Genomic DNA, 20084 nt, shown 5'->3' with positions numbered 1-20084 from the left:
AAAATCTGGAGCGGGAGAAGAGGCTCGAACTCTCGACCTCAACCTTGGCAAGGTTGCGCTCTACCAACTGAGCTACTCCCGCATGAACAACAGCCCCACATTATATAGCACCCAGCTTTTCTGTCAAGACTTTTGCCCGGGCACAGACTCGATCATTGTTCGGCATTTGCTTTAATCAATGGCCATGCTTTGCGCATATAGTAAAACATAGACCACAATGTCAACGCGGCAGCAATCCATAACAAGAACTGCCCCCATAAATGCGTATTTATCACGCCGAACAATACCTTGTCGAACAGCAGCATAGGAATAGCAATCATCTGTGCAGTCGTTTTAATTTTACCGATAGAACTGACTGCAACGGACTTAGACGCACCGATCTGAGCCATCCATTCACGTAACGCAGAAATCGTAATTTCACGACCGATAATAATAAAAGCGATGATGGCGATATACTCGATTTGACGAAATTCCATTAACACCAACAAGGCCCCCGCCACCATCAGTTTATCCGCCACAGGATCAAGAAAAGCGCCAAACGCAGAAGTTTGATTCCATCGCCGCGCCAAAAATCCATCAAACCAATCAGTGACCGCAGCAATTATAAAAACCGCGGTGGATGCAGCGCCAGGATCAATCGACCCCAGCCAAGACTTAGGCAAATAAAACACCCCCATTACCAAAGGAATCAAGGCAACGCGTAACCAAGTAAGTAAAATGGGGAAATTAAACGGCATTTTTTTGGCGTAGAAATTTTATCGTCATATTAAATCCAGTCATATTCCTCAAACGAGATGACTCAAGCAGGAGAAAAAGCTAGGCAGCTAAAAAGTAAGTTTTATTAAAATTGATACCGCGTACTATGTTTAGCAATTTTACTGATGTATCGCGACTATCGAAAGCAATCTCTACAGATATTATCGCAATCGCTTATAGATTTCTTCTGCAAGTAGACGCGAGATCCCTTCAACCGCCATTAGATCCTCGATACTAGCATCAGCGACACCTTTTAAGCCGCCAAATCGGACTAACAGCCGCTGCCTACGTTTCGGACCAACGCCCTCTATCTCTTCGAGCTGAGAAGTTTGCCTTGCCTTGGCACGCTTGGCACGCATACCGGTAATTGCAAAGCGATGCGCCTCATCTCTGATTTGCGCGATCAGCATTAGGGCGGCCGATTCCTTACCCAACTCTCTCGGTGAGCGACCATCAACAAAAATCAGCGTTTCCAACCCAACTCTACGGCCCTCGCCTTTGGCCACTCCGACAATTAAACTCACATCAAGGCCCAGCTCCTCAAACACCTGACGCGCCACCTCCACCTGTCCCTTACCGCCATCTATTAAAACCAAATCTGGCATATTTAGTTGTGGTACTAAACTACCATCGCCATCATCAGACTCTAGACCTCTCATTTTTTCATAGCGTCTGTAGATGACCTGTCGCATCGCAGCATAGTCATCACCAGGTGTAATGTCCTTAATATTAAATCGACGGTACTCAGAATTTTGCATAGCATGATGGTGGAATACTACGCAGGAGGCTTGCGTAGCCTCACCATGTGTGTGGCTAATATCAAAACACTCTATACGCAATTGATCAATATCTTCGGGTTCCAATTCCAACGCTAAGCATAAAGAACGCGTCCTCGACTGCTGCGAGCCTTGCTCTGACAACATCCGAGCCAATGACAACTGCGCCCCCTTAATTGCCATCTCAAGCCATGCTCGCCTTTGTTCCTGAGGCTGAAACGAACAATATATTTTATGCCCGCATTGCGCCATCAAAGCAAGCATCAAATCAGGGGCATCGAACTCAACATTCAAGATCAACTGTGAAGGAATAAACTGATCTGCATAGTGCTGCGCCAGAAAAGCAGTTAGCACCGCAACGTCAATAGACTCATCGGAAGTAGCTGCGACCTCTGCCACCTGACTGGGAAAGTAAGCGCGATCACCCAAATGGCGACCACCACGAACCATGGCAAGATTGACGCAAGCACGCCCCCCATCAACAATCACCGCGATAATATCAATGTCACTGTCACCACTGGTTTCCATACTTTGCTGATGCAATATTTTGGAGAGCGCCGACATTTGATTGCGGACCAATGCAGCCTGTTCGAATTTCAGTTGCGCTGCAAAATCCAACATTTTCGACTCCAGATTTTGCATCACCTCAGATTGCCGACCACGTAAAAATTTGGCGGCATTGTCAACATCCACAAGGTAATCTTCGTGAGGAATAAAATTGACACAAGGCGCGCTGCATCTTTGAATTTGATGCAGTAAGCATGGACGGGTACGATTGGCAAATACGCTATCTTCACAACTTCGCAAAAGAAAAATTTTCTGCAAGAGTTGCATGGATTCTTTCACAGCCCAAGCCGAAGGGAACGGTCCGAAATACTGATGTTTTTTATCGATAGTTCCCCTGTAATAGCTCATGCGAGGCGATTGCTCGTTAGTTATTTTTAGATAGGGATAAGATTTATCGTCACGAAACAATATATTGTAGCGAGGCCGCAAAGTTTTGATTAAAGTATTCTCTAAAATCAATGCTTCCGCTTCACTACGGGTGACAGTCGTCTCCAAATGTGATATTTTTGCAACCATCATTGCAATACGAGGACTACTCAAGGTCTTTTGAAAGTAGCTGGAAACACGCTTTTTTAGATCGCGTGCTTTCCCGACATAGAGAACATGGCCTTGTACATCAAAATACCGATAAACACCTGGCAAATTGGGTAATTTAGCGACAGTTTCAAGCACCACCGAACGTGGATCCTGGTGTGTCGGATCGTTGTCTGCGTCAACTATTAAGTCAGACATATCAATGCAAGTTTAGGTGTTCGATGAGTACGAAGGCAAGCGCGTACTCGACTTCATCCGACAAGGACAGTTTAGCAACTAAGCCTCGCTCGCTCACCCACTCAGATATTGGCCCGCTAAGCACGACACTTGGCTGCCCGTCTATTTCGTTAGTAACTTGAACCGACTGCCAGCTCATAGGGGCGCGCATTCCGAGCCCAAGAGCTTTAGAAAATGCCTCTTTTGCAGCGAAACGACTCGCTAAAAACTTAACGCCTAAGGCATGTGACTTTGCCTTCCGCTTTAGGTAAATATGAATTTCATCGTCACCAAGTATTTTTTCGGCAAAGCGCTCTCCGCTACGCAGCAAGGCAGCCTCTATACGCGAAATCTGAACGATATCGGTGCCAATGCCAAAAATCATTTGGCACTTAACCTTGCTTGCACCATGATCGCTTTCATATCACAAACAGCCTTACTCCAACCGACAAAGAGTGCGTGAGCAACTACCGCATGGCCAATATTAAGCTCCGAAATTCCAGGTATAGCAGCAATTACCTGCACGTTACTGTAATGCAGGCCATGACCGGCATTAACCTTGAGTCCCCGCTTAAGAGCCTCATTCGCCCCCGCCCGTACGCGCTCCAACTCCCTAGCCTGCGTTATGACATCAGGAGCATCGGCATAGCGACCGGTATGAATTTCAATCACCGTCGCACCGACCTCCTTAGACGCCTGCACCTGCTGCTCATCGGCATCGATAAACAGACTTACACGAATACCTTCAGACTGCAATTGCTTGACCGCCGCTTGAACTCTTGAAAAGTATCTAACAACATCCAATCCACCTTCCGTTGTCACCTCATCGCGATGCTCGGGAACCAGACAAACGTCTTGTGGTTTAATATTGCAAGCAAAATCGATCATTTCAGCAGTCACGGCTGCTTCCAGATTCATACGTGTCAGTATTAAGGGGCGAAGCTTCCTCACATCCTCATCTTTAATATGGCGACGATCTTCGCGCATGTGTAAAGTAATACAATCGGCACCAGCCTCTTCAGCCATTCTAGCTGCCTGCAAAGGATCCGGATAGCTAGTACCACGTGCATTGCGCAAGGTGGCAACATGATCAATATTAATGCCGAGGTCAATTAATTGTGTCTGGTTGTGAATATTCATAGCTTCTGTAAATCAATCAGAATTTGTCGGGTATTTAATGGGATGCCATGTAAATGATGTGCCAGTAAAAACCGCATCAACATTTTGCTTTGCAACTGAGTAGTCGGATCAGAATAATCTTCATTACACATATCTAGCAAGGTCTTCCCGAGTACTTTCGGTATTTTATCTTCTGCTCTAGCCGGACGCGCGCCTCTTTCAGGCTCTAAGACATAATAGAGACTTGGAAGGAGCCGTTTTTTTGACGACGTACAAATCGAGAGTTCGCCGATTAAGCCGGACTCGGTCAACAACAGCAGCTCAAATTTCCTCAAGACAATTTGAGCTGGCTCATTATGTGCTAGTTGGTTTAAGGTCGAGACATAGTGTCCAAATAGTTCCGCGTGCGGGGAATCTTTTACCAGAAATTTCAGCATTAACTCATTGAGGTAAAATCCGCATAAGAGCCCAGACTTTTCCAAAGGGAGCATACCCCCCACCCACTCAGCGGAAATCAAGGTACGCACTTCAGACTTGCCACTCCAACCCAAGATTAATGGCTGAAAACTTTGCAAAACGTTGCGTAGCTGCGAGTGCGGACGCTTAGCGCCTTTGGCTACTAATGAGACCCGTCCGTAATCCCGGCTAAAAACGTCGAGAATAAGACTAGTTTCCTTATACGGATAGGAATGCAATACGAAACCAGGCTGAGCCAAACAACGGTTGACATGTAGCGGGGCTCTTTTTCCAATTGGCCTAGCAGCGCTAACACGTCGTATCGGCGCAATGATCGACGTCTTGGTCTCTACCGCTTCAGGCTGCGCCTCAAAATCGGAACGGACAAGCGCCTCTATCATGTCTATTATTCGTAACCGTAGGCACGCAGACCAGCTTCGTTATCTGCCCAGCCGGATTTAACTTTAATCCAGATCTCAAGATACACTGGGCCACCGAACAGTTTTTCCATATCTTGACGAGATTGCGTGGAGATATCCTTCAAGCGAGCGCCTTTATTGCCGATAACCATAGATTTATGCCCATCACGCTCAACTAAGATGGCGATAAAAATACGTCGTAAGTTACCTTCTTGCTCAAACTTCTCTATCAACACTGTACTGGTATATGGCAATTCATCGCCGACAAAGCGAAATAGCTTCTCGCGCACGATTTCAGTGGCAAGAAATTTCTCGCTGCGATCAGTGATGTCGTCCTCACCAAAAATTGGAGAGTTCAACGGTAAGTATTTTTTAGTCTCGCCTTCCAGGTTTTCCAACTGAAATCTCAAAGTGGCAGAAACAGGCACCACTGCGGCAAAAGGAAACAAGGCCATAATTTTTCGAGCAAACGGCATCATCACAGCTTTATCTTTCACCCGATCAGACTTGTTAATCACCAAAATGCAAGGTACATTTTTTGGCAACAGATCAATTACCTGCTGATCCGCTGCGCCAAAAGTACCTGCCTCAATAATGAATAAAATCACATCAGAAGCGGTCAATGTGTTTGTAACAGTACGATTTAATGTACGATTCAAAGGGTTTGAGTGACGAGTTTGGAATCCTGGAGTATCCACATAGATATACTGAGCATTGTCTTTAGTTTGAATTCCAGTAATCCGATGTCGCGTGGTTTGTGCTTTACGCGAGGTAATACTCACCTTTGCACCAATAAGTGCATTCATCAAAGTAGATTTACCTACATTGGGGCGGCCGACAATCGCGATGTAACCACATCGAAATTCAGAATTATCTAAGGAAGTATCAGTCATGCGGTTTTCGGATCTAAGTTATGTTGCGTTGCCAAGTCAGGTTTATTTGTGCCACTTAAAGCACCCTGTGGAGATTTTGAATTTTGAAATTCGGGTTCGCTGCCGCTATAAACATCTGTCTGGATGGTGGCAATACCTGTCAGTTTCAACTGAGAAGTTCTAGGCTTGCTTTTCTTTCTTGCTGCCGGCGTCTTAGAAAGTAAGGCTAGCGCAGTCTCCAGCGCTAGTTTAGCTGCTGCCTGCTCGCCAGCACGGCGACTGCCACCAGCACCAAAAACCTGAATTTCCAGTTTTGGAACCAAACATTCAATCTCAAATTCTTGATTGTGTGCAGCCCCATGCGTGGCAACAACATTGTATTGAGGTAGTGCAATTTTTTTACTTTGCAAAAATTCTTGCAATAAGGTCTTAGCATCCTTACCTAGGGTAGTCGGATCTATCGTCACCAAAACAGAGGCATACAATGACTTTATTACTTCACGTGCAACATCAAAACCGGCATCAAGATAAATAGCACCAAATAAGGCTTCTAAAGTGTCTGCTAGTATAGAAGGCCGCCGAAATCCACCTGATTTTAACTCCCCCTCCCCCAAGCGCAAAAATTGCGACAACTCTATTCTTTGCGCGACTTCATACAAAGACTGTTGCTTGACTAAGTTAGCGCGAACACGAGATAAATCCCCTTCGTCTATATTAGCGAAACTATCAAATAATAAAGAAGCGATCACACAATTTAAAATTGAGTCTCCCAGAAACTCTAAGCGTTCATTATGTAAAACGCTATGACTTCGATGCGTCAAGGCCTGCTGCAACAATGCTGCATTTGAAAATTGATGCCCTAGCCTTTTTTGTAATAATTGCTCATTCATACATGCCTGCTTATTCCTTCACCTTAGCGACTGCACCACTTTTTGCTGTAGTACCTTCATACTCCATCAATAAGCTTGCAGGCCCAAACAAGGGTATTTTTTTTGAGTAAGCGAAACTAACTTCCATGTCTTCGCCATTTTTTACTATTATCAATTCCTTACCTTTGACAGCATCAAAATAGCCAACGTCCGCTTGCTTATCAAACGCTTCTTGTATTTCCCTTACCGTTTTACCTGTTTGTTTAGAAGAGACCATTGCCTTCTTTATTGATGAATACTCTATTACCGTAGGAACAACCTTTGCGGCCAGCATAGCTGCAAAAACCAGCACGCCCAAGGTCAATATCAGCCCCACCAAAGAAAGTCCCTGTTGGCGCTTTAAAGAGTAATTTTTACGATTTTTCATGTACAGTTCCTTAGTTATTCAAATCCACCGATACGCTTTGGACTGCTAAAGTTCATCCAAATAAAAAAAGCTTTCCCAACAATATTTTGATCTGGCACAAATCCCCAGTAACGACTATCTAAGCTATTGTCACGATTATCACCCATCATGAAATACTGATCTTTAGGCACTGTACAGGTGAAGCCAGCATCATCGTAAGAGCACAACTGGCGATTCGGAAACTGGTGCGGATCACTCACAAAAGACGGTCTTTGAACGTCGTTCAATATTCTATGTTTAACACCCATTAAATTTTCACGATACTGAGTTGAATAATTAAGACGTTCCTCATCCAAAAAATCTGGCAGAGCGTCATAAGTGATTTCCTGTCCATTTACAGACAAACGTTTATTTTTATAAACAACTTTATCACCAGGAACTCCAACTACACGTTTAATATAGTCCAAACTTGGATTTTCAGGATACTTAAAGACCATTACATCGCCCCGCTGAGGGTCGTTTAAGGACAGCACTTTTTTATTAATAACCGGCAAACGTATTCCATAAGTAAACTTATTTACCAAGATTAAATCACCGACGTATAAAGTTGGCAACATAGAGCTCGAAGGTATTTTGAAAGGTTCGTACAAGAATGATCGTAAAAAAAACACCATCGCAATTACTGGAAAAAAACTCCCTGAATACTCTATCCATGCAGGCTGTTTTAGTAAGCGCGCTGCCAATTCAATTCGCCCGCCTTCTTGCAAACGAATCCCTTCCGCCGTCAATTTCTGATTACGTGCATCAAAGTCGGCCAGGGCCTTATTCGCGTTAATACGACGTTGTTTTGCCAAAACAAACACATCTAAAAACCAAATTATCCCCGTAACAAAGGTAAGGATTAAAAGGATTAAAGCAAAATTTCCTAGAATTGATTGAAAACTCATTTATCTTCCACTTGTAAAATTGCCAAAAATGCTTCTTGTGGTATTTCTACTGAACCAACTTGTTTCATACGCTTCTTACCCGCCTTTTGCTTTTCGAGCAACTTGCGCTTACGACTAATATCACCACCATAGCACTTCGCCAAAACATTTTTCCGTAACGCTTTGACGTTTTCGCGCGAAATAATATTTGCTCCAATAGCAGCTTGAATAGCTACATCAAACATCTGCCTAGGAATCAGTTCACGCATTTTAGCCGCAACTGCCCGCCCCCGATAATTACTATTGGATCTATGTACAATAATTGCCAAGGCGTCTACTTTTTCGCTATTAATCAGCATATCAACCTTAACAACATCCGCAGATCGATATTCCTTAAACTCGTAATCCATCGACGCGTAACCACGTGAAGTTGACTTAAGTCGATCAAAGAAGTCCAAAACAATTTCAGCCATCGGCATTTCATAAGTCAGCTTAACCTGCCTGCCATGATAATTCATATCCAATTGCACTCCTCGTTTCGAAGTGCACAGGGTAATCACTGAGCCGACATACTCTTGTGGCATATACAAATTAACAGTAACAATTGGCTCACGAATTTCTTCTATTTTTGATGGCTCCGGCATTTTAGACGGGTTGTCTACCATCAAAATACTACCATCTGCCATAATAACTTCATAAACAACAGTAGGGGCAGTCGTGATAAGGTCCATATCAAACTCACGCTCGAGGCGCTCTTGCACTATTTCCATATGCAATAAACCAAGGAATCCACAGCGAAAACCAAAACCTAACGCTTGTGAAACCTCTGGCTCGTACATCAACGCGGCATCATTGAGCTTCAATTTCTCTAGGGAATCACGTAACGCATCATATTGATTTGCCTCGACGGGAAACAGACCCGCAAATACCTGCGGTTGTATCTCTTTAAAGCCAGGCAAAGATGCAGTTGCAGGTCTTGCGGCATGAGTAACCGTATCACCTACTTTGGCAGATTTTAATTCTTTAATACCAGCAATAATGAATCCAACTTGTCCAGCGGACAAAGCCGTTCTCGATAAAGACTTCGGAGTAAATACGCCCACGCTTTCAACAAGGTGCTGCGCCTCAGTTGCCATAAACAAAATTTTATCTTTAGGACGTAGGGTCCCATTTATGATGCGCACCAACATCACCACACCAACATAATTATCAAACCAAGAGTCAACAATCAAAGCTTGGAGCGGCGCATCCGGATCTCCACTTGGAGGAGGAACCTTAACAATTAAAGACTCAAGAACATCTTGCACTCCCAGTCCTGTTTTTGCGGAGCAATGGACAGCCTCGCTTGCATCAATACCGATGACTTCTTCAATTTCTCGAATAGCATTATCCGGATCGGCAGAAGGTAAATCAATTTTATTTAATACCGGTACAACTTCCACGCCAAGTTCAATTGCGGTATAGCAATTAGCAACGGTTTGCGCTTCGACCCCCTGAGATGCATCAACCACCAACAACGCACCTTCGCAAGCAGAAAGCGAACGACTAACTTCGTAGCTAAAGTCGACATGACCTGGTGTATCGATTAAATTCAAATTATATGTTTGACCATCTCTAGCTTTATAGGTTAAAGCTGCAGTTTGCGCTTTGATAGTAATACCGCGCTCGCGCTCAATATCCATGGAATCCAGAACCTGCGCTTCCATTTCGCGATCGGACAAACCTCCGCATAGCTGAATAATACGATCAGCCAAGGTGGATTTACCGTGGTCAATATGAGCAATAATGGAGAAATTACGAATGTTATTCATTAGGGAGAGAAAAAGCCGATTACAAAAAAAGCGCCCTTAACCGGGCAAAGATCCCAGGCGAGCGCCTCAAGTTTGGATTATGCAAAACGCCATTTTACCGGAATTCCGAATAGAAAACTGATTATTCATACTGGAAAGGTAAAAAAATGCCTTATTGTCAACCGCTAATATAATCGAGAAATGCGGCTAAATTTACAATTAGAGTTTATTTCAGAGGCCAACCATCTGTTCATCGTCAAACAAAGATAAGAACCAAGGCTGATTTGGGCATAAATTCTGCGGCAATTGCCATTTTTTATCATATTCAATCCGTGATAAATATAACCCGTCTGGCATAAATGTAGGTGCCGACAAGCTTCTATCTCTACTTTGCAGAAGATACTCTATCCATTTTGGATCTTTTTTCCCTGTACCAACTGCAATCAGAGCCCCCATAATATTCCTCACCATGTGATGCAGGAAAGCGTTTGCACGCAAGCTAAAAACAATCAAATCGCCCTGCCGCTTAATCTCGATTTTGTACATCTGCTTTATAGGAGACTTCGCCTGACATGCCGCAGCTCTAAACGCAGTAAAATCGTGCTCTCCAACCAAATGACGAGCACCTAGCAGCATTTGCCCCACATCCAAAGGGCGATATACCCATCCCGCTCGCTTAGACCACATCGGAGATCGAATACGATTGTTGTACAACAAATAGTGATAGGTGCGGGCATGCGCACTAAATCTTGCGTGAAAATTGTCCTGACTGCTAGGATCAAAAAATGCGACCTCACAAATCCACCTAACAACGATGGACGAAGGCAAGAACGCATTAACACCATTTAGCCACGAGTGCTCAGATCGATCCAGTACAGTATCAAAATGAACAACTTGCTCTATTGCATGAACACCAGCATCGGTTCGCCCGGCACATGTTGTTACAATTTCACATTGTGCAAATAGGCCTAGCGCCTTCTCAAGAGCATCCTGAACAGTTTCCCCTCCAGGCTGTGTTTGCCAGCCGTGCCAACAACTACCATCGTATTGCACACCGAATACAAGTCGCTTCATTTCGAATATTCTATTACTTAAAAAGTAAAACGGGCGCAAGCTACACGCTGCGCCCGTTCATGTTAATAATTTTTACTTAAATCAGTTGACCGAGCATAGCTTTCGCTTTTTCTATTTGATCTGACGTCCCGCCCTTCAGCACCTCATCCAACAATTCACGGGCGCCTTCCTTATCACCAATTTCCTGATATGCGACCGCGAGATCTAATTTTGTCGCCATTTCAGCATTATAGGAAGACGAATCATCATTCGTCGAAACAGGAATATCAAGCTTCAAATCATCCGCACCGAGATCCAGATTAATCCCTGACAAATCAAACTCAAACGCAGATGGAACCGAAGCAACCGCCCCATCACTATCCTCAGCAGATTGATTCAGATCATGTTCGACATTCGGGCTCTTGAAATCCAAAGCATTCGCAGGCGAAGTCGATTCAAATGCCAGTTGATTTTCATCTGCTATCAACGCTGACTGAAACGCTGCAACATCGGCATTTAGATGATCGACTTCATTTGCACTAGGCTCGACTTTTGCGTCAGCGTCACTTGATCCGAAATCAAAGTCAATGACACCAAAATCGACTGAGTTCGACTCCGCAGCCAAGTCGGAAACAACCGACTTACCAGTCTCTTTTATTTCCGCTGGCACGATAGGCGCAATATCTAGTTCATTAGTTGAAGCGATATCTGACATATCCAAATCAAAATCGAGTGAATCGATATCCAATATTGGCTCAAGATGACTATCTTTAGTACTTACAAATTCAGCATTTGGATGATCTGGGTCCTCAGTCAATCCAGATGCAGTATCTATAATACTAATAGAGTCAAGCATATCCTGAGATAGCGAATTCCCCAAAAGAGATTCTGGATCAAGATCATCTTGAGTTTGAGCACTGACACCTTGAGCACCAGTATTAGTAGAAAAATCCGCTTGGGACTTGCCGCCGGCGTACAGCGGGTTAGTCGGCTCCAAAGTGACCCCCATAGAGATAGCTTGGGCCCACTCATCCCCCTCACCACTCGTCATACCATACAGCTCACTGGCAAGGCGTTCAAATGATCTCGGATCTTTGCGACTAAAATATATCTCAAGTAATTTCACACGAACAGCATGACGCTCAGGCTGCGTACGCAATGCTTCTTTTAAAATTTCTTCAGCTTGTGAATCTCGACCGTAGGCAATGTAGACATCGGCTTCGGCAACTGGATCAACTTCATTAGCATCTAATTGACTAGCGGAAGGCGCAAAATTAGAATTAAAGACACTATTATTTGTATCTACACTTTGACCTCCGGTAGAGCCAAACATAGAATTCGCCTTCATGCTAGAGCCAGTAAGAACACTATCATCAAACTGTTGAGTTTTTTTACTCCGACGACTTGACCATAAACCTACGCCGCCCAGTAAAGCCAAAATTGCCGTACCAGGCAACAACCAATCACTCCAATTATCATACCAATTTAATTCTGGAGGCGGCGGTGGAGGAGCAAGTTTCTTCTTAACGGGAGGAGCTGGCGAAACCGGCACTGCAGCGACGGAAGCAGGAGCGGCAGGGACCGGCGCATTCGACGCCAGAGCCGCGGAAGCGGACGTTAACTCTACTGGTTTGGACGTACTAACAGGTGCAACAACAGTGGTGACCGTTTTCGCTGCTGCAGATTGCTTCTCCGCAAGATCTTTGTTTTTCACTTCAAGAATTTTCTGCAAATCCCCGACATTTTTTTCCAACTCTTTTACCCGCGCATTTGCATCTACGACGGCTTTATCTCTTGCAAGCTTGTCCTCCTCAACAGAGGCCTTTGCTGTAGCAGTTTTTGAGGATCCAGTCGATACCGCTTTTGACAGTTTCAGTTTATCCAAGGACTCGTTAGTAGCCGTAGGCACCTCTTTAACCTTAGCAGTTATAGAGCCACTGACGTTTTGCTTACTATCCGCCACTCTCTGCGCAGGCGCATCAGCCACCTGTCCGGCCAGCTTATTCCTATAAGAAGTAAAATCTGCAGCGTGTGCCATCACAACTGAGTGAGACTCAGTTGTCGTGCTGGCTTGAATGGCATTCGCATCGGGAATAGACAATATCTGCCCCGACTTCAAACGATTCATGTTATTCCCAGAAAATGCCTGTGGATTTGCCTTATATAACCCAACCAGCATTTGATCCAGAGAAACCCCCTCACTTCGGTGCGCCTCGGCAATGCGACCAAGCGTATCGCCTCTTTTAACTTGATAATCTGAGGATGACTTATCCTCCTTGTTGACTACAGGTACTTTCTCAACGGGCTTTTTCTGAGCAACTGACGCTATCGGCGTAGCGTTCGGACTTGGAGCTACCTGGGATTTCGATTGCGATACAGCCTTTGTAGATGCATTTTGTGCTGCGACACTTACCGGATTTGCAATCTGTGCCGACTGGCTACTTCTCAATTCAGCAGGATCAAGTAAAAAAGTGTATTCACGCAACAGCTTACCATTATTGGAATTCATTTCAAGCAACAAATCAACGAACGGCTCATTCATTGCTTGAGTTGAAGATAGGCGAATCACATAACCAGCGCCGCGAGATTCAACGGCAAAGCGCAATGACAACAAGGCAGGATTAAAGTCTATGCTCGACTGCCTAAATGCTTCAGCCGAAGCCAGCTTGGGCACCAATGAACTAATTTCATCTTTATCGGGAGACGTCAGTTCGATTTCTGCTCTTAAAGGCTGCCCCAAAGCTGAAAGCACAGTAAGCTTTCCAAGGCCAGTAGCATGAACTTCAGACAACAATAAAAGTGTGGAGGCTACAGCAGCACTCAACACTTTACGTCCTAGTGAACTCATTGGCAAACGTTTATAATTATGCATTTTATAGGACATTTTTTTGATCTTTGGCAATTACAGTTAGCGATAGCAGTTTTTATCAATCGCGTCTAATTGTTATCTTATTGTCTTAAGATAACATTACAAAGTTAGCCGCGCAAGCTTAACCCGATTTCCGCCCATGGTAAATAAATTAAGAAGGCAAACTATTTATTACATTAAAAATCGTTGTTGCGGTTTAACAATTTAAGGAATTATGGCGAAATCCAAATTCAGAAATCAAATCTATTAAAAAAGCGCCTCTTCTCGATTTAAACTATAAATTAAGCGCTTCGCATTTTTTGAGAGAATGTTTCCGCATAATAGCTGATCACCAAGAATAAAGGCATAGAAGCAATCAAATACTTACAAAGCATTTACATTTCTCAAAAAATATACACTAGAAAAACCGATAAATTGCATCAAATGACCATTAAATACATCAAATTGAGAGCCTCAAGTTAGTAATAAACGCAGAAAAAATAAAAACTCATGGCTATGCAAATGAAAAGAGCCACTGAAAAATATTTCCACTGGCTCTATTCATATTACATTTATTGGAAAATTACAAATTTAATGTGCAATTAAAATTCTCAGCATGCGTCGCAACGGCTCCGCTGCCCCCCACAATAATTGATCACCCACCGTAAATGCAGACAGATACTCTCCTCCCATCTGCATCTTCCTTAAACGCCCCACCGGAATAGTAAGACTGCCTGTAACCGCGGCAGGTGTAAGATGCTGCATAGACGCGACACGCTCATTTGGCACAACTTTTACCCACTGATTATTTTGGGCAATCATGTCATTGATTTCATCCAATGGAACGTCACGTTTTAGCTTAATCGTCAACGCCTGCGAGTGACAGCGCATAGCGCCAACACGAACACATAAACCGTCAACCGGAATTGCGGCAGTTCCAAATGCCTCGCCAGTTCCAAGAATTTTATTAGTTTCAGCGCCAGCTTTCCACTCTTCCTTAGAAACACCATTGCCCAGATCTTTATCAATCCAAGGGATCAAATTACCAGCCAAAGGTGCGCCAAACTGCTTGATCTCATCAGCGCCAAAAGAATGCTGTTTAGATAAAACTTTACGGTCTATTTCAAGAATAGCGGCAGCCGGATTATCCAGCAAAGACTTCACTTCCGCATGTATCGAGCCAAATTGAGTCAACAACTCGCGCATATGCTTTGCGCCACCACCAGATGCAGCCTGATAAGTCATGGAAGACATCCAGTCGACCAGATTGTGCTGAAACAAGCCGCCGAGTCCCATTAACATACAGGACACGGTGCAATTGCCGCCAATGTAATTTTTCACACCACGACTCAAACCGGACTTAATGACATCAAGGTTCACAGGATCGAGCACAATGATGGCATCGTCATCCATACGAAGACTCGATGCCGCGTCAATCCAGTAGCCACTCCAGCCAGCCGCACGCAATTTTGGGAAAATTTCCGTGGTGTAGTCACCACCCTGGCAAGTAATAATAATGTCGCACTTTTTCAGTGCTTCAATGTCATTTGCGTCTTTTAATGTTTTTTCATTCTTCGCCATCGCAGGGGCTGTACCACCCGTGTTGGATGTAGAGAAAAACACTGGCTCGATATCGGCAAAATCACCCTCTTCCTGCATGCGCTGCATCAAGACTGAACCTACCATTCCACGCCAACCTACCAGACCAACTAGTTTCATCATCTTTCCCTAATAGTTACAGGATCACCTGCGGATTTCAATACCACTTACTGTTAACCTTCATCCCGACTATGCCAACGCTTGTACCACGGCAGCACCCATCTCAACGGTACCGACTTTGGTGGTGCCAGCTTCATAAATATCCGGGGTACGTAAGCCTTGCGCCAATACTTTTTTCACGGCATTTTCTATACGATCAGCCTGTTCCGCTTTCGCCAAAGAATAACGCAACATCATCGCAGCAGACAAAATAGTTGCTAATGGATTTGCCACACCCTTACCTGCTATATCAGGAGCAGACCCATGAGATGGCTCATATAAGCCTTTATTATTGGCATCGAGCGAGGCCGATGGCAGCATACCGATAGAACCCGTCAACATTGCAGCAGCGTCAGACAAAATATCACCAAACATATTGCCAGTAACAAGAACGTCAAATTTTTTCGGAGCACGCACCAATTGCATTGCCGCATTATCGACGTACATATGATCCAGAGCAACATCAGGATATTCTTTGTGAACATCAATAACTATATCCTTCCAGAACTGAAAGGTCTCAAGTACGTTAGCCTTATCCACACTGGTTAGTCGCTTATCGCGCTTTTGCGCAGCCTGAAATGCCACGTGCGCAATGCGCCGGATTTCATCTTCAGCATAGCGCATGGTATCAAACCCCTCACGCTGCCCCTTGAAAGGGCCATCAGGACAAACACGCACGCCACGTGGCTGCCCGAAATAAATATCGCCAGTCAATTCGCGAATGATCAGAATATCCAATCCAGAAACAACCTCAGGTTTCAAAGTCGAAGCACCAGCGAGTTCCGGGTACAAAATTGCAGGTCGTAAGTTTGCGAACAGATTCAAGTTTTTACGCAAACCAAGAATTGCCTGCTCCGGACGCAAGGAGCGCTCTAAAGTATCGTACTTCCAATCACCGACAGAGCCAAACAACACTGCGTCGGCGTCCTGCGCCAGTTTTAATGTCGCTTCAGGCAACGGGTGTCCGTGCGCCTCGTAACCGGCACCACCAACTGGAGCCGTTTCCATCTCAAAGGACTCACCTAACGCATTTAATACTTTTACAGCTTGCTCAACGATCTCTGGGCCGATACCATCGCCCGGCAAAATTGCAATTTTCATATTTAGTTAAAATCCAGTCGAGTCAAGTTAAATAGTGTTCGATAACCAAGGCTGCATAGCGACATGGCGCTCTTCAAAAGCACGAATTTTGTCGGCCTGACGCAATGTCAGTCCGATATCATCCAGACCATTTAGCAGGCAATACTTACGGAAAGTATCGACCTCAAACGGATAACTGACACTGCCGTTAGACGTTGCGACTACTTGATTCTCCAGATTAACGACCAAATGATATCCAGGAAAAACCTTGACTTCATTAAACAAATGATCAATGTCTTGCTCAGACAAAACGATAGGCAGCAAACCATTCTTAAAACAGTTATTGAAAAAAATATCGGCAAAACTCGGGGCTATAACGGCACGAAAACCGTATTGCTCCAACGCCCATGGCGCATGTTCACGAGAAGAGCCACAGCCAAAATTTTTGCGAGTCAATAAAATAGAGGCCCCCTGATAACGAACCTGATTCAGGACGAAATCTGGATTTAACGGGCGCTGACTATTGTCCATGCCTGGCTCACCATGATCCAGATAACGCCATTCATCGAACAGATTCGGACCAAAGCCGCTGCGTTTGATGGATTTCAAAAACTGCTTGGGTATGATGGCATCGGTATCTACGTTCGCCCTGTCCATAGGTGCGACCAAGCCATTGAGTACGGTAAATTTTTCCATATTATTTTTTACTTGCACCTTCGAGCGACTCACCGACTTTTTTTACGTCCTGACCAAAACCATGGACCGTATTACAACCAGCCAAAAACACGACGCAAAAAATGAGTGTAAATAGTTTTTTCATGTAATTTTCCCGAGAAAAGTTTAGCGTAACGCGCGGACATCAACAAAATGACCTGCAATACCAGCGGCAGCGGCCATCGCTGGCGAAACCAGATGGGTGCGTCCGCCCTGTCCCTGGCGACCTTCAAAATTACGATTCGATGTGGATGCACAACGCTCGCCCGGCTCCAGTCGGTCGGCGTTCATAGCCAAGCACATCGAGCAACCAGGTTCACGCCATTCAAAACCGGCATCACGAAATATCTGGTCCAGTCCCTCACGCTCAGCCTGATCCTTTACTAACCCAGAACCGGGCACGACCATCGCCAATTTAACATTGGAAGCGCGAAACTTGCCGCGCACTACGGCCGCAGCAGCACGCAAATCCTCTATCCGCGAATTGGTACAGGAGCCGATAAACACTTTATCTATACGAATGTCTTCGATAGCCATGTTCGGCTGCAATTCCATATATGCAAGGGCTTTCTCCATCGCATCACGTTTCACTGCATCTTTTTCGAGATCCGGATCCGGCACACGAGCATCGATAGCAACGACCATTTCCGGTGATGTTCCCCAAGTAACCTGAGGCTTAATCTCGGCGGCGTTCAGTGTCACCACCATATCGAACTTAGCGCCGATATCGGTATGCAAACTCGCCCAGTATTCAACTGCACGATCCCAGTGCGGTCCAACCGGAGAGAAAGGACGGCCTTTAACATAATCAATCGTAATTTGATCGACTGCGACCATACCCGCGCGTGCGCCAGCCTCGATTGCCATATTACATACGGTCATCCGGCCTTCCATAGACAAGCTACGAATCGTCGAACCGGCAAATTCAATCGCATAGCCAGTTCCACCAGCGGTACCTATCCTGCCGATAATCGCGAGAACCACATCCTTGGCAGTCACGCCAACAGGCATGACACCATCGACCTGGACCAGCATAGATTTTGATTTTTTTGCGATCAGGGTTTGTGTCGCGAGCACATGCTCGACTTCCGACGTACCAATGCCATGCGCCAAGCACCCGAACGCGCCATGCGTAGATGTGTGGGAGTCACCACAAACAACGGTCATGCCCGGTAAGGTTGCGCCTTGCTCAGGCCCGATCACATGAACAATGCCCTGACGCTTATCATTCATGCCAAAATAGGTCAGACCATATTGCCTGGCATTCGCATCCAGGGTTTCTACCTGCAAACGCGAAATCGGATCATCGATACCGTTAATGCGGTTAGTAGTGGGTACATTATGATCTGCCACTACCAGATTTGCAGACAGGCGCCAAGGCTGACGTCCGGCTAAGCGCAAACCATCGAAAGCTTGCGGGCTCGTGACCTCATGTAATAAATGTCGATCAATATATAGAATGGCAGTGCCATCTTGATCCTCATGAACTACATGAGATTCCCAAAGTTTGTCGTACAGCGTCTTAAGCATGATCTGATGTCTAAAATGGAGTAAATCGTTGAGCGTAAATTTCGTTTAGCTCTTGATTATGCCACAATTGTGCAACGCAAAACTGCACAGACACATCAATTTAAGGCCTAACAAGCTCAATATAAAAAATTAAAAACAGCACCAAATACAAAATTTTCATTTGAAAATTAAGAGCAAGTACCGCTTTTTCCAGTTTATATTCAGATTATTTCAACGCACAGCAAAAGAATTGAATCAATTTATCTTCACATCGCCACATTGCGCGCGATGACGTAATGCATGATCCATCAACACCAACGCCAGCATCGCTTCAGCAATGGGGGTCGCGCGGATTCCGACACAGGGATCATGCCGACCAAAGGTTTCCACCATAACTGGATTACCATCTTTATCAAGCGAGCGCCGCGGCGTTCGGATAGACGAAGTAGGCTTAATCGCGATCGAAACAGTAATATCTTGCCCGCTAGAAATCCCACCCAAGATGCCCCCAGAGTTATTTCCAACAAAACCATCCGAAGTCAATTCGTCCCCATGCTCAGAACCACGCTGGGCGATAGATTTAAATCCAGCACCAATCTCCACTCCTTTGACAGCATTGATTCCCATCATGGCGTAGGCTATTTCCGCATCTAATTTATCGTAAATCGGCTCACCTAAACCAACTGGCACATTTCTAGCGACAACATCAATACGTGCGCCAATCGAGTCGCCGTCTTTACGTAACGCATCCATGTAATCTTCCAACTGAGCAATCAGGACCGAATCGTTTGATGCCGCAAAAAAAGGATTTTGAGCAACAAAATCCCAAGAATCAAAGGGAATCTGAATTTCGCCCAACTGACTCATGCACCCATTAAAAAACGTGCCATATTGCTGAAATAGCCATTTTTTTGCAATCGCAGCCGCACCTACAACTGGCGCGGTCAACCGAGCCGAAGAGCGTCCACCACCACGCGGATCCCTAATGCCGTATTTATGCCAATAAGTATAATCGGCGTGCCCAGGACGGAAGGTCTCGGTAATATTGCCATAATCTTTACTTCGTTGATCCTCATTTCGAATTAGCAATGCAATCGGCGTGCCAGTGGTTTTTCCTTGATATACACCAGATAAAATTTCTACAGTATCTGATTCTTGTCTTTGCGTAACGTGACGCGAAGTCCCGGGTTTGCGCCTATCCAAATCCGGCTGGATATCAGACTCCGACAGTTCTAAACCAGGTGGACATCCATCAATAATGCATCCAATCGCCGGACCATGAGACTCACCAAATGTAGTTACTGAAAACAAGTTACCAAAAGTATTACCAGACATAATATTTACAATACAAAATTCAGGAATACGCTTATTTTAACAGTGATAAGGCAGCACAAAAACCGATCAGCCACAGCTTAT

The 20084-nt window shown here is 44.9% G+C and carries 18 protein-coding genes and 1 tRNA gene; all 19 read right to left on the bottom strand.

What is annotated here, in order from left to right; all coding sequences use genetic code 11:
• Positions 1 to 6: 6 nt before the first annotated feature.
• Positions 7 to 82, bottom strand: a tRNA-Gly gene (locus ACO0K8_RS00865).
• 70 nt (positions 83 to 152) lie between these two features.
• Positions 153 to 737: a CDP-diacylglycerol--glycerol-3-phosphate 3-phosphatidyltransferase gene (pgsA, locus tag ACO0K8_RS00860; RefSeq protein WP_422944737.1), complete on the bottom strand. Its 585-nt coding sequence runs from the start codon at positions 735 to 737 to the stop codon at positions 153 to 155.
• Between the two features lie 180 nt (positions 738 to 917).
• Positions 918 to 2831, bottom strand: a complete 1914-nt coding sequence (uvrC, locus tag ACO0K8_RS00855; RefSeq protein WP_422944736.1) for an excinuclease ABC subunit UvrC — start codon at positions 2829 to 2831, stop codon at positions 918 to 920.
• 1 nt (position 2832) lies between these two features.
• The gene (gene acpS, locus ACO0K8_RS00850; RefSeq protein ID WP_422944735.1) at positions 2833 to 3234 is read right to left on the bottom strand and encodes a holo-ACP synthase; all 402 of its coding nucleotides are present in this window, start codon (positions 3232 to 3234) and stop codon (positions 2833 to 2835) included.
• The gene (gene pdxJ / locus ACO0K8_RS00845; RefSeq protein ID WP_422944734.1) at positions 3231 to 3989 is read right to left on the bottom strand and encodes a pyridoxine 5'-phosphate synthase; all 759 of its coding nucleotides are present in this window, start codon (positions 3987 to 3989) and stop codon (positions 3231 to 3233) included. Before pdxJ ends, acpS begins: the two co-directional genes overlap by 4 nt.
• Positions 3986 to 4825, bottom strand: coding sequence for a DNA repair protein RecO (gene recO / locus ACO0K8_RS00840; protein ID WP_422944733.1), 840 nt, complete (start codon positions 4823 to 4825; stop codon positions 3986 to 3988). Before recO ends, pdxJ begins: the two co-directional genes overlap by 4 nt.
• Positions 4826 to 4830: 5 nt before the next feature.
• Positions 4831 to 5736, bottom strand: a complete 906-nt coding sequence (era, locus tag ACO0K8_RS00835; protein WP_422944732.1) for a GTPase Era — start codon at positions 5734 to 5736, stop codon at positions 4831 to 4833.
• Positions 5733 to 6605 (bottom strand): ribonuclease III, encoded by an 873-nt coding sequence (gene rnc, locus ACO0K8_RS00830; RefSeq protein WP_422944731.1) that lies wholly within the window; start codon positions 6603 to 6605, stop codon positions 5733 to 5735. Before rnc ends, era begins: the two co-directional genes overlap by 4 nt.
• A 10-nt stretch (positions 6606 to 6615) precedes the next feature.
• Positions 6616 to 7011, bottom strand: coding sequence for a DUF4845 domain-containing protein (locus ACO0K8_RS00825; RefSeq protein ID WP_422944730.1), 396 nt, complete (start codon positions 7009 to 7011; stop codon positions 6616 to 6618).
• 14 nt (positions 7012 to 7025) lie between these two features.
• Positions 7026 to 7937 carry a signal peptidase I gene (gene lepB / locus ACO0K8_RS00820; RefSeq protein ID WP_422944729.1) on the bottom strand — a complete coding sequence of 304 codons (912 nt, stop codon included), beginning with the start codon at positions 7935 to 7937 and terminating at the stop codon, positions 7026 to 7028.
• Positions 7934 to 9727 carry a translation elongation factor 4 gene (gene lepA, locus ACO0K8_RS00815; protein ID WP_422944728.1) on the bottom strand — a complete coding sequence of 598 codons (1794 nt, stop codon included), beginning with the start codon at positions 9725 to 9727 and terminating at the stop codon, positions 7934 to 7936. The genes lepB and lepA overlap by 4 nt, the downstream gene beginning before the upstream one ends.
• A gap of 210 nt (positions 9728 to 9937) precedes the next feature.
• Positions 9938 to 10780 (bottom strand): tRNA pseudouridine(38-40) synthase TruA, encoded by an 843-nt coding sequence (truA, locus tag ACO0K8_RS00810; RefSeq protein WP_422944727.1) that lies wholly within the window; start codon positions 10778 to 10780, stop codon positions 9938 to 9940.
• Positions 10781 to 10856: 76 nt separating this feature from the next.
• Positions 10857 to 13643: a FimV/HubP family polar landmark protein gene (locus tag ACO0K8_RS00805; protein WP_422944726.1), complete on the bottom strand. Its 2787-nt coding sequence runs from the start codon at positions 13641 to 13643 to the stop codon at positions 10857 to 10859.
• A 555-nt stretch (positions 13644 to 14198) separates the two neighbouring features.
• Complete coding sequence (gene asd / locus ACO0K8_RS00800) at positions 14199 to 15326, bottom strand: aspartate-semialdehyde dehydrogenase (protein ID WP_422944725.1); 1128 nt, start codon at positions 15324 to 15326, stop codon at positions 14199 to 14201.
• 69 nt (positions 15327 to 15395) lie between these two features.
• Positions 15396 to 16466, bottom strand: a complete 1071-nt coding sequence (leuB, locus tag ACO0K8_RS00795) for a 3-isopropylmalate dehydrogenase (protein ID WP_422944724.1) — start codon at positions 16464 to 16466, stop codon at positions 15396 to 15398.
• Positions 16467 to 16493: 27 nt separating this feature from the next.
• The gene (leuD, locus tag ACO0K8_RS00790) at positions 16494 to 17141 is read right to left on the bottom strand and encodes a 3-isopropylmalate dehydratase small subunit (protein ID WP_422944723.1); all 648 of its coding nucleotides are present in this window, start codon (positions 17139 to 17141) and stop codon (positions 16494 to 16496) included.
• Position 17142: 1 nt separating this feature from the next.
• A complete protein-coding gene (locus tag ACO0K8_RS00785; protein ID WP_422944722.1) occupies positions 17143 to 17265 on the bottom strand; it encodes an entericidin A/B family lipoprotein in 123 nt (40 codons plus the stop codon).
• 20 nt (positions 17266 to 17285) lie between these two features.
• On the bottom strand, positions 17286 to 18689 hold the full coding sequence (gene leuC, locus ACO0K8_RS00780) for a 3-isopropylmalate dehydratase large subunit (RefSeq protein ID WP_422944721.1): 1404 nt from the start codon (positions 18687 to 18689) through the stop codon (positions 17286 to 17288).
• A 234-nt stretch (positions 18690 to 18923) separates the two neighbouring features.
• Complete coding sequence (gene aroC / locus ACO0K8_RS00775; RefSeq protein WP_422944720.1) at positions 18924 to 20003, bottom strand: chorismate synthase; 1080 nt, start codon at positions 20001 to 20003, stop codon at positions 18924 to 18926.
• Positions 20004 to 20084: the final 81 nt, after the last annotated feature.

It is taken from the genome of Undibacterium sp. Ren11W, assembly GCF_049340485.1.
Classification (GTDB): Bacteria; Pseudomonadota; Gammaproteobacteria; order Burkholderiales; family Burkholderiaceae_D; genus Undibacterium.
This window is presented reverse-complemented; position numbering and strand designations above follow the sequence as displayed.

Bases quoted from the DNA above. Each gene is read 5' to 3' on its own strand.
- pgsA (WP_422944737.1), bottom strand. From the start codon at position 737: ATGCCGTTTAATTTCCCCATTTTACTTACTTGGTTACGCGTTGCCTTG.
- uvrC (WP_422944736.1), bottom strand. From the start codon at position 2,831: ATGTCTGACTTAATAGTTGACGCAGACAACGATCCGACACACCAGGAT.
- acpS (WP_422944735.1), bottom strand. From the start codon at position 3,234: ATGATTTTTGGCATTGGCACCGATATCGTTCAGATTTCGCGTATAGAG.
- pdxJ (WP_422944734.1), bottom strand. From the start codon at position 3,989: ATGAATATTCACAACCAGACACAATTAATTGACCTCGGCATTAATATT.
- recO (WP_422944733.1), bottom strand. From the start codon at position 4,825: ATGATAGAGGCGCTTGTCCGTTCCGATTTTGAGGCGCAGCCTGAAGCG.
- era (WP_422944732.1), bottom strand. From the start codon at position 5,736: ATGACTGATACTTCCTTAGATAATTCTGAATTTCGATGTGGTTACATC.
- rnc (WP_422944731.1), bottom strand. From the start codon at position 6,605: ATGAATGAGCAATTATTACAAAAAAGGCTAGGGCATCAATTTTCAAAT.
- ACO0K8_RS00825 (WP_422944730.1), bottom strand. From the start codon at position 7,011: ATGAAAAATCGTAAAAATTACTCTTTAAAGCGCCAACAGGGACTTTCT.
- lepB (WP_422944729.1), bottom strand. From the start codon at position 7,937: ATGAGTTTTCAATCAATTCTAGGAAATTTTGCTTTAATCCTTTTAATC.
- lepA (WP_422944728.1), bottom strand. From the start codon at position 9,727: ATGAATAACATTCGTAATTTCTCCATTATTGCTCATATTGACCACGGT.
- truA (WP_422944727.1), bottom strand. From the start codon at position 10,780: ATGAAGCGACTTGTATTCGGTGTGCAATACGATGGTAGTTGTTGGCAC.
- ACO0K8_RS00805 (WP_422944726.1), bottom strand. From the start codon at position 13,643: ATGTCCTATAAAATGCATAATTATAAACGTTTGCCAATGAGTTCACTA.
- asd (WP_422944725.1), bottom strand. From the start codon at position 15,326: ATGAAACTAGTTGGTCTGGTAGGTTGGCGTGGAATGGTAGGTTCAGTC.
- leuB (WP_422944724.1), bottom strand. From the start codon at position 16,466: ATGAAAATTGCAATTTTGCCGGGCGATGGTATCGGCCCAGAGATCGTT.
- leuD (WP_422944723.1), bottom strand. From the start codon at position 17,141: ATGGAAAAATTTACCGTACTCAATGGCTTGGTCGCACCTATGGACAGG.
- ACO0K8_RS00785 (WP_422944722.1), bottom strand. From the start codon at position 17,265: ATGAAAAAACTATTTACACTCATTTTTTGCGTCGTGTTTTTGGCTGGT.
- leuC (WP_422944721.1), bottom strand. From the start codon at position 18,689: ATGCTTAAGACGCTGTACGACAAACTTTGGGAATCTCATGTAGTTCAT.
- aroC (WP_422944720.1), bottom strand. From the start codon at position 20,003: ATGTCTGGTAATACTTTTGGTAACTTGTTTTCAGTAACTACATTTGGT.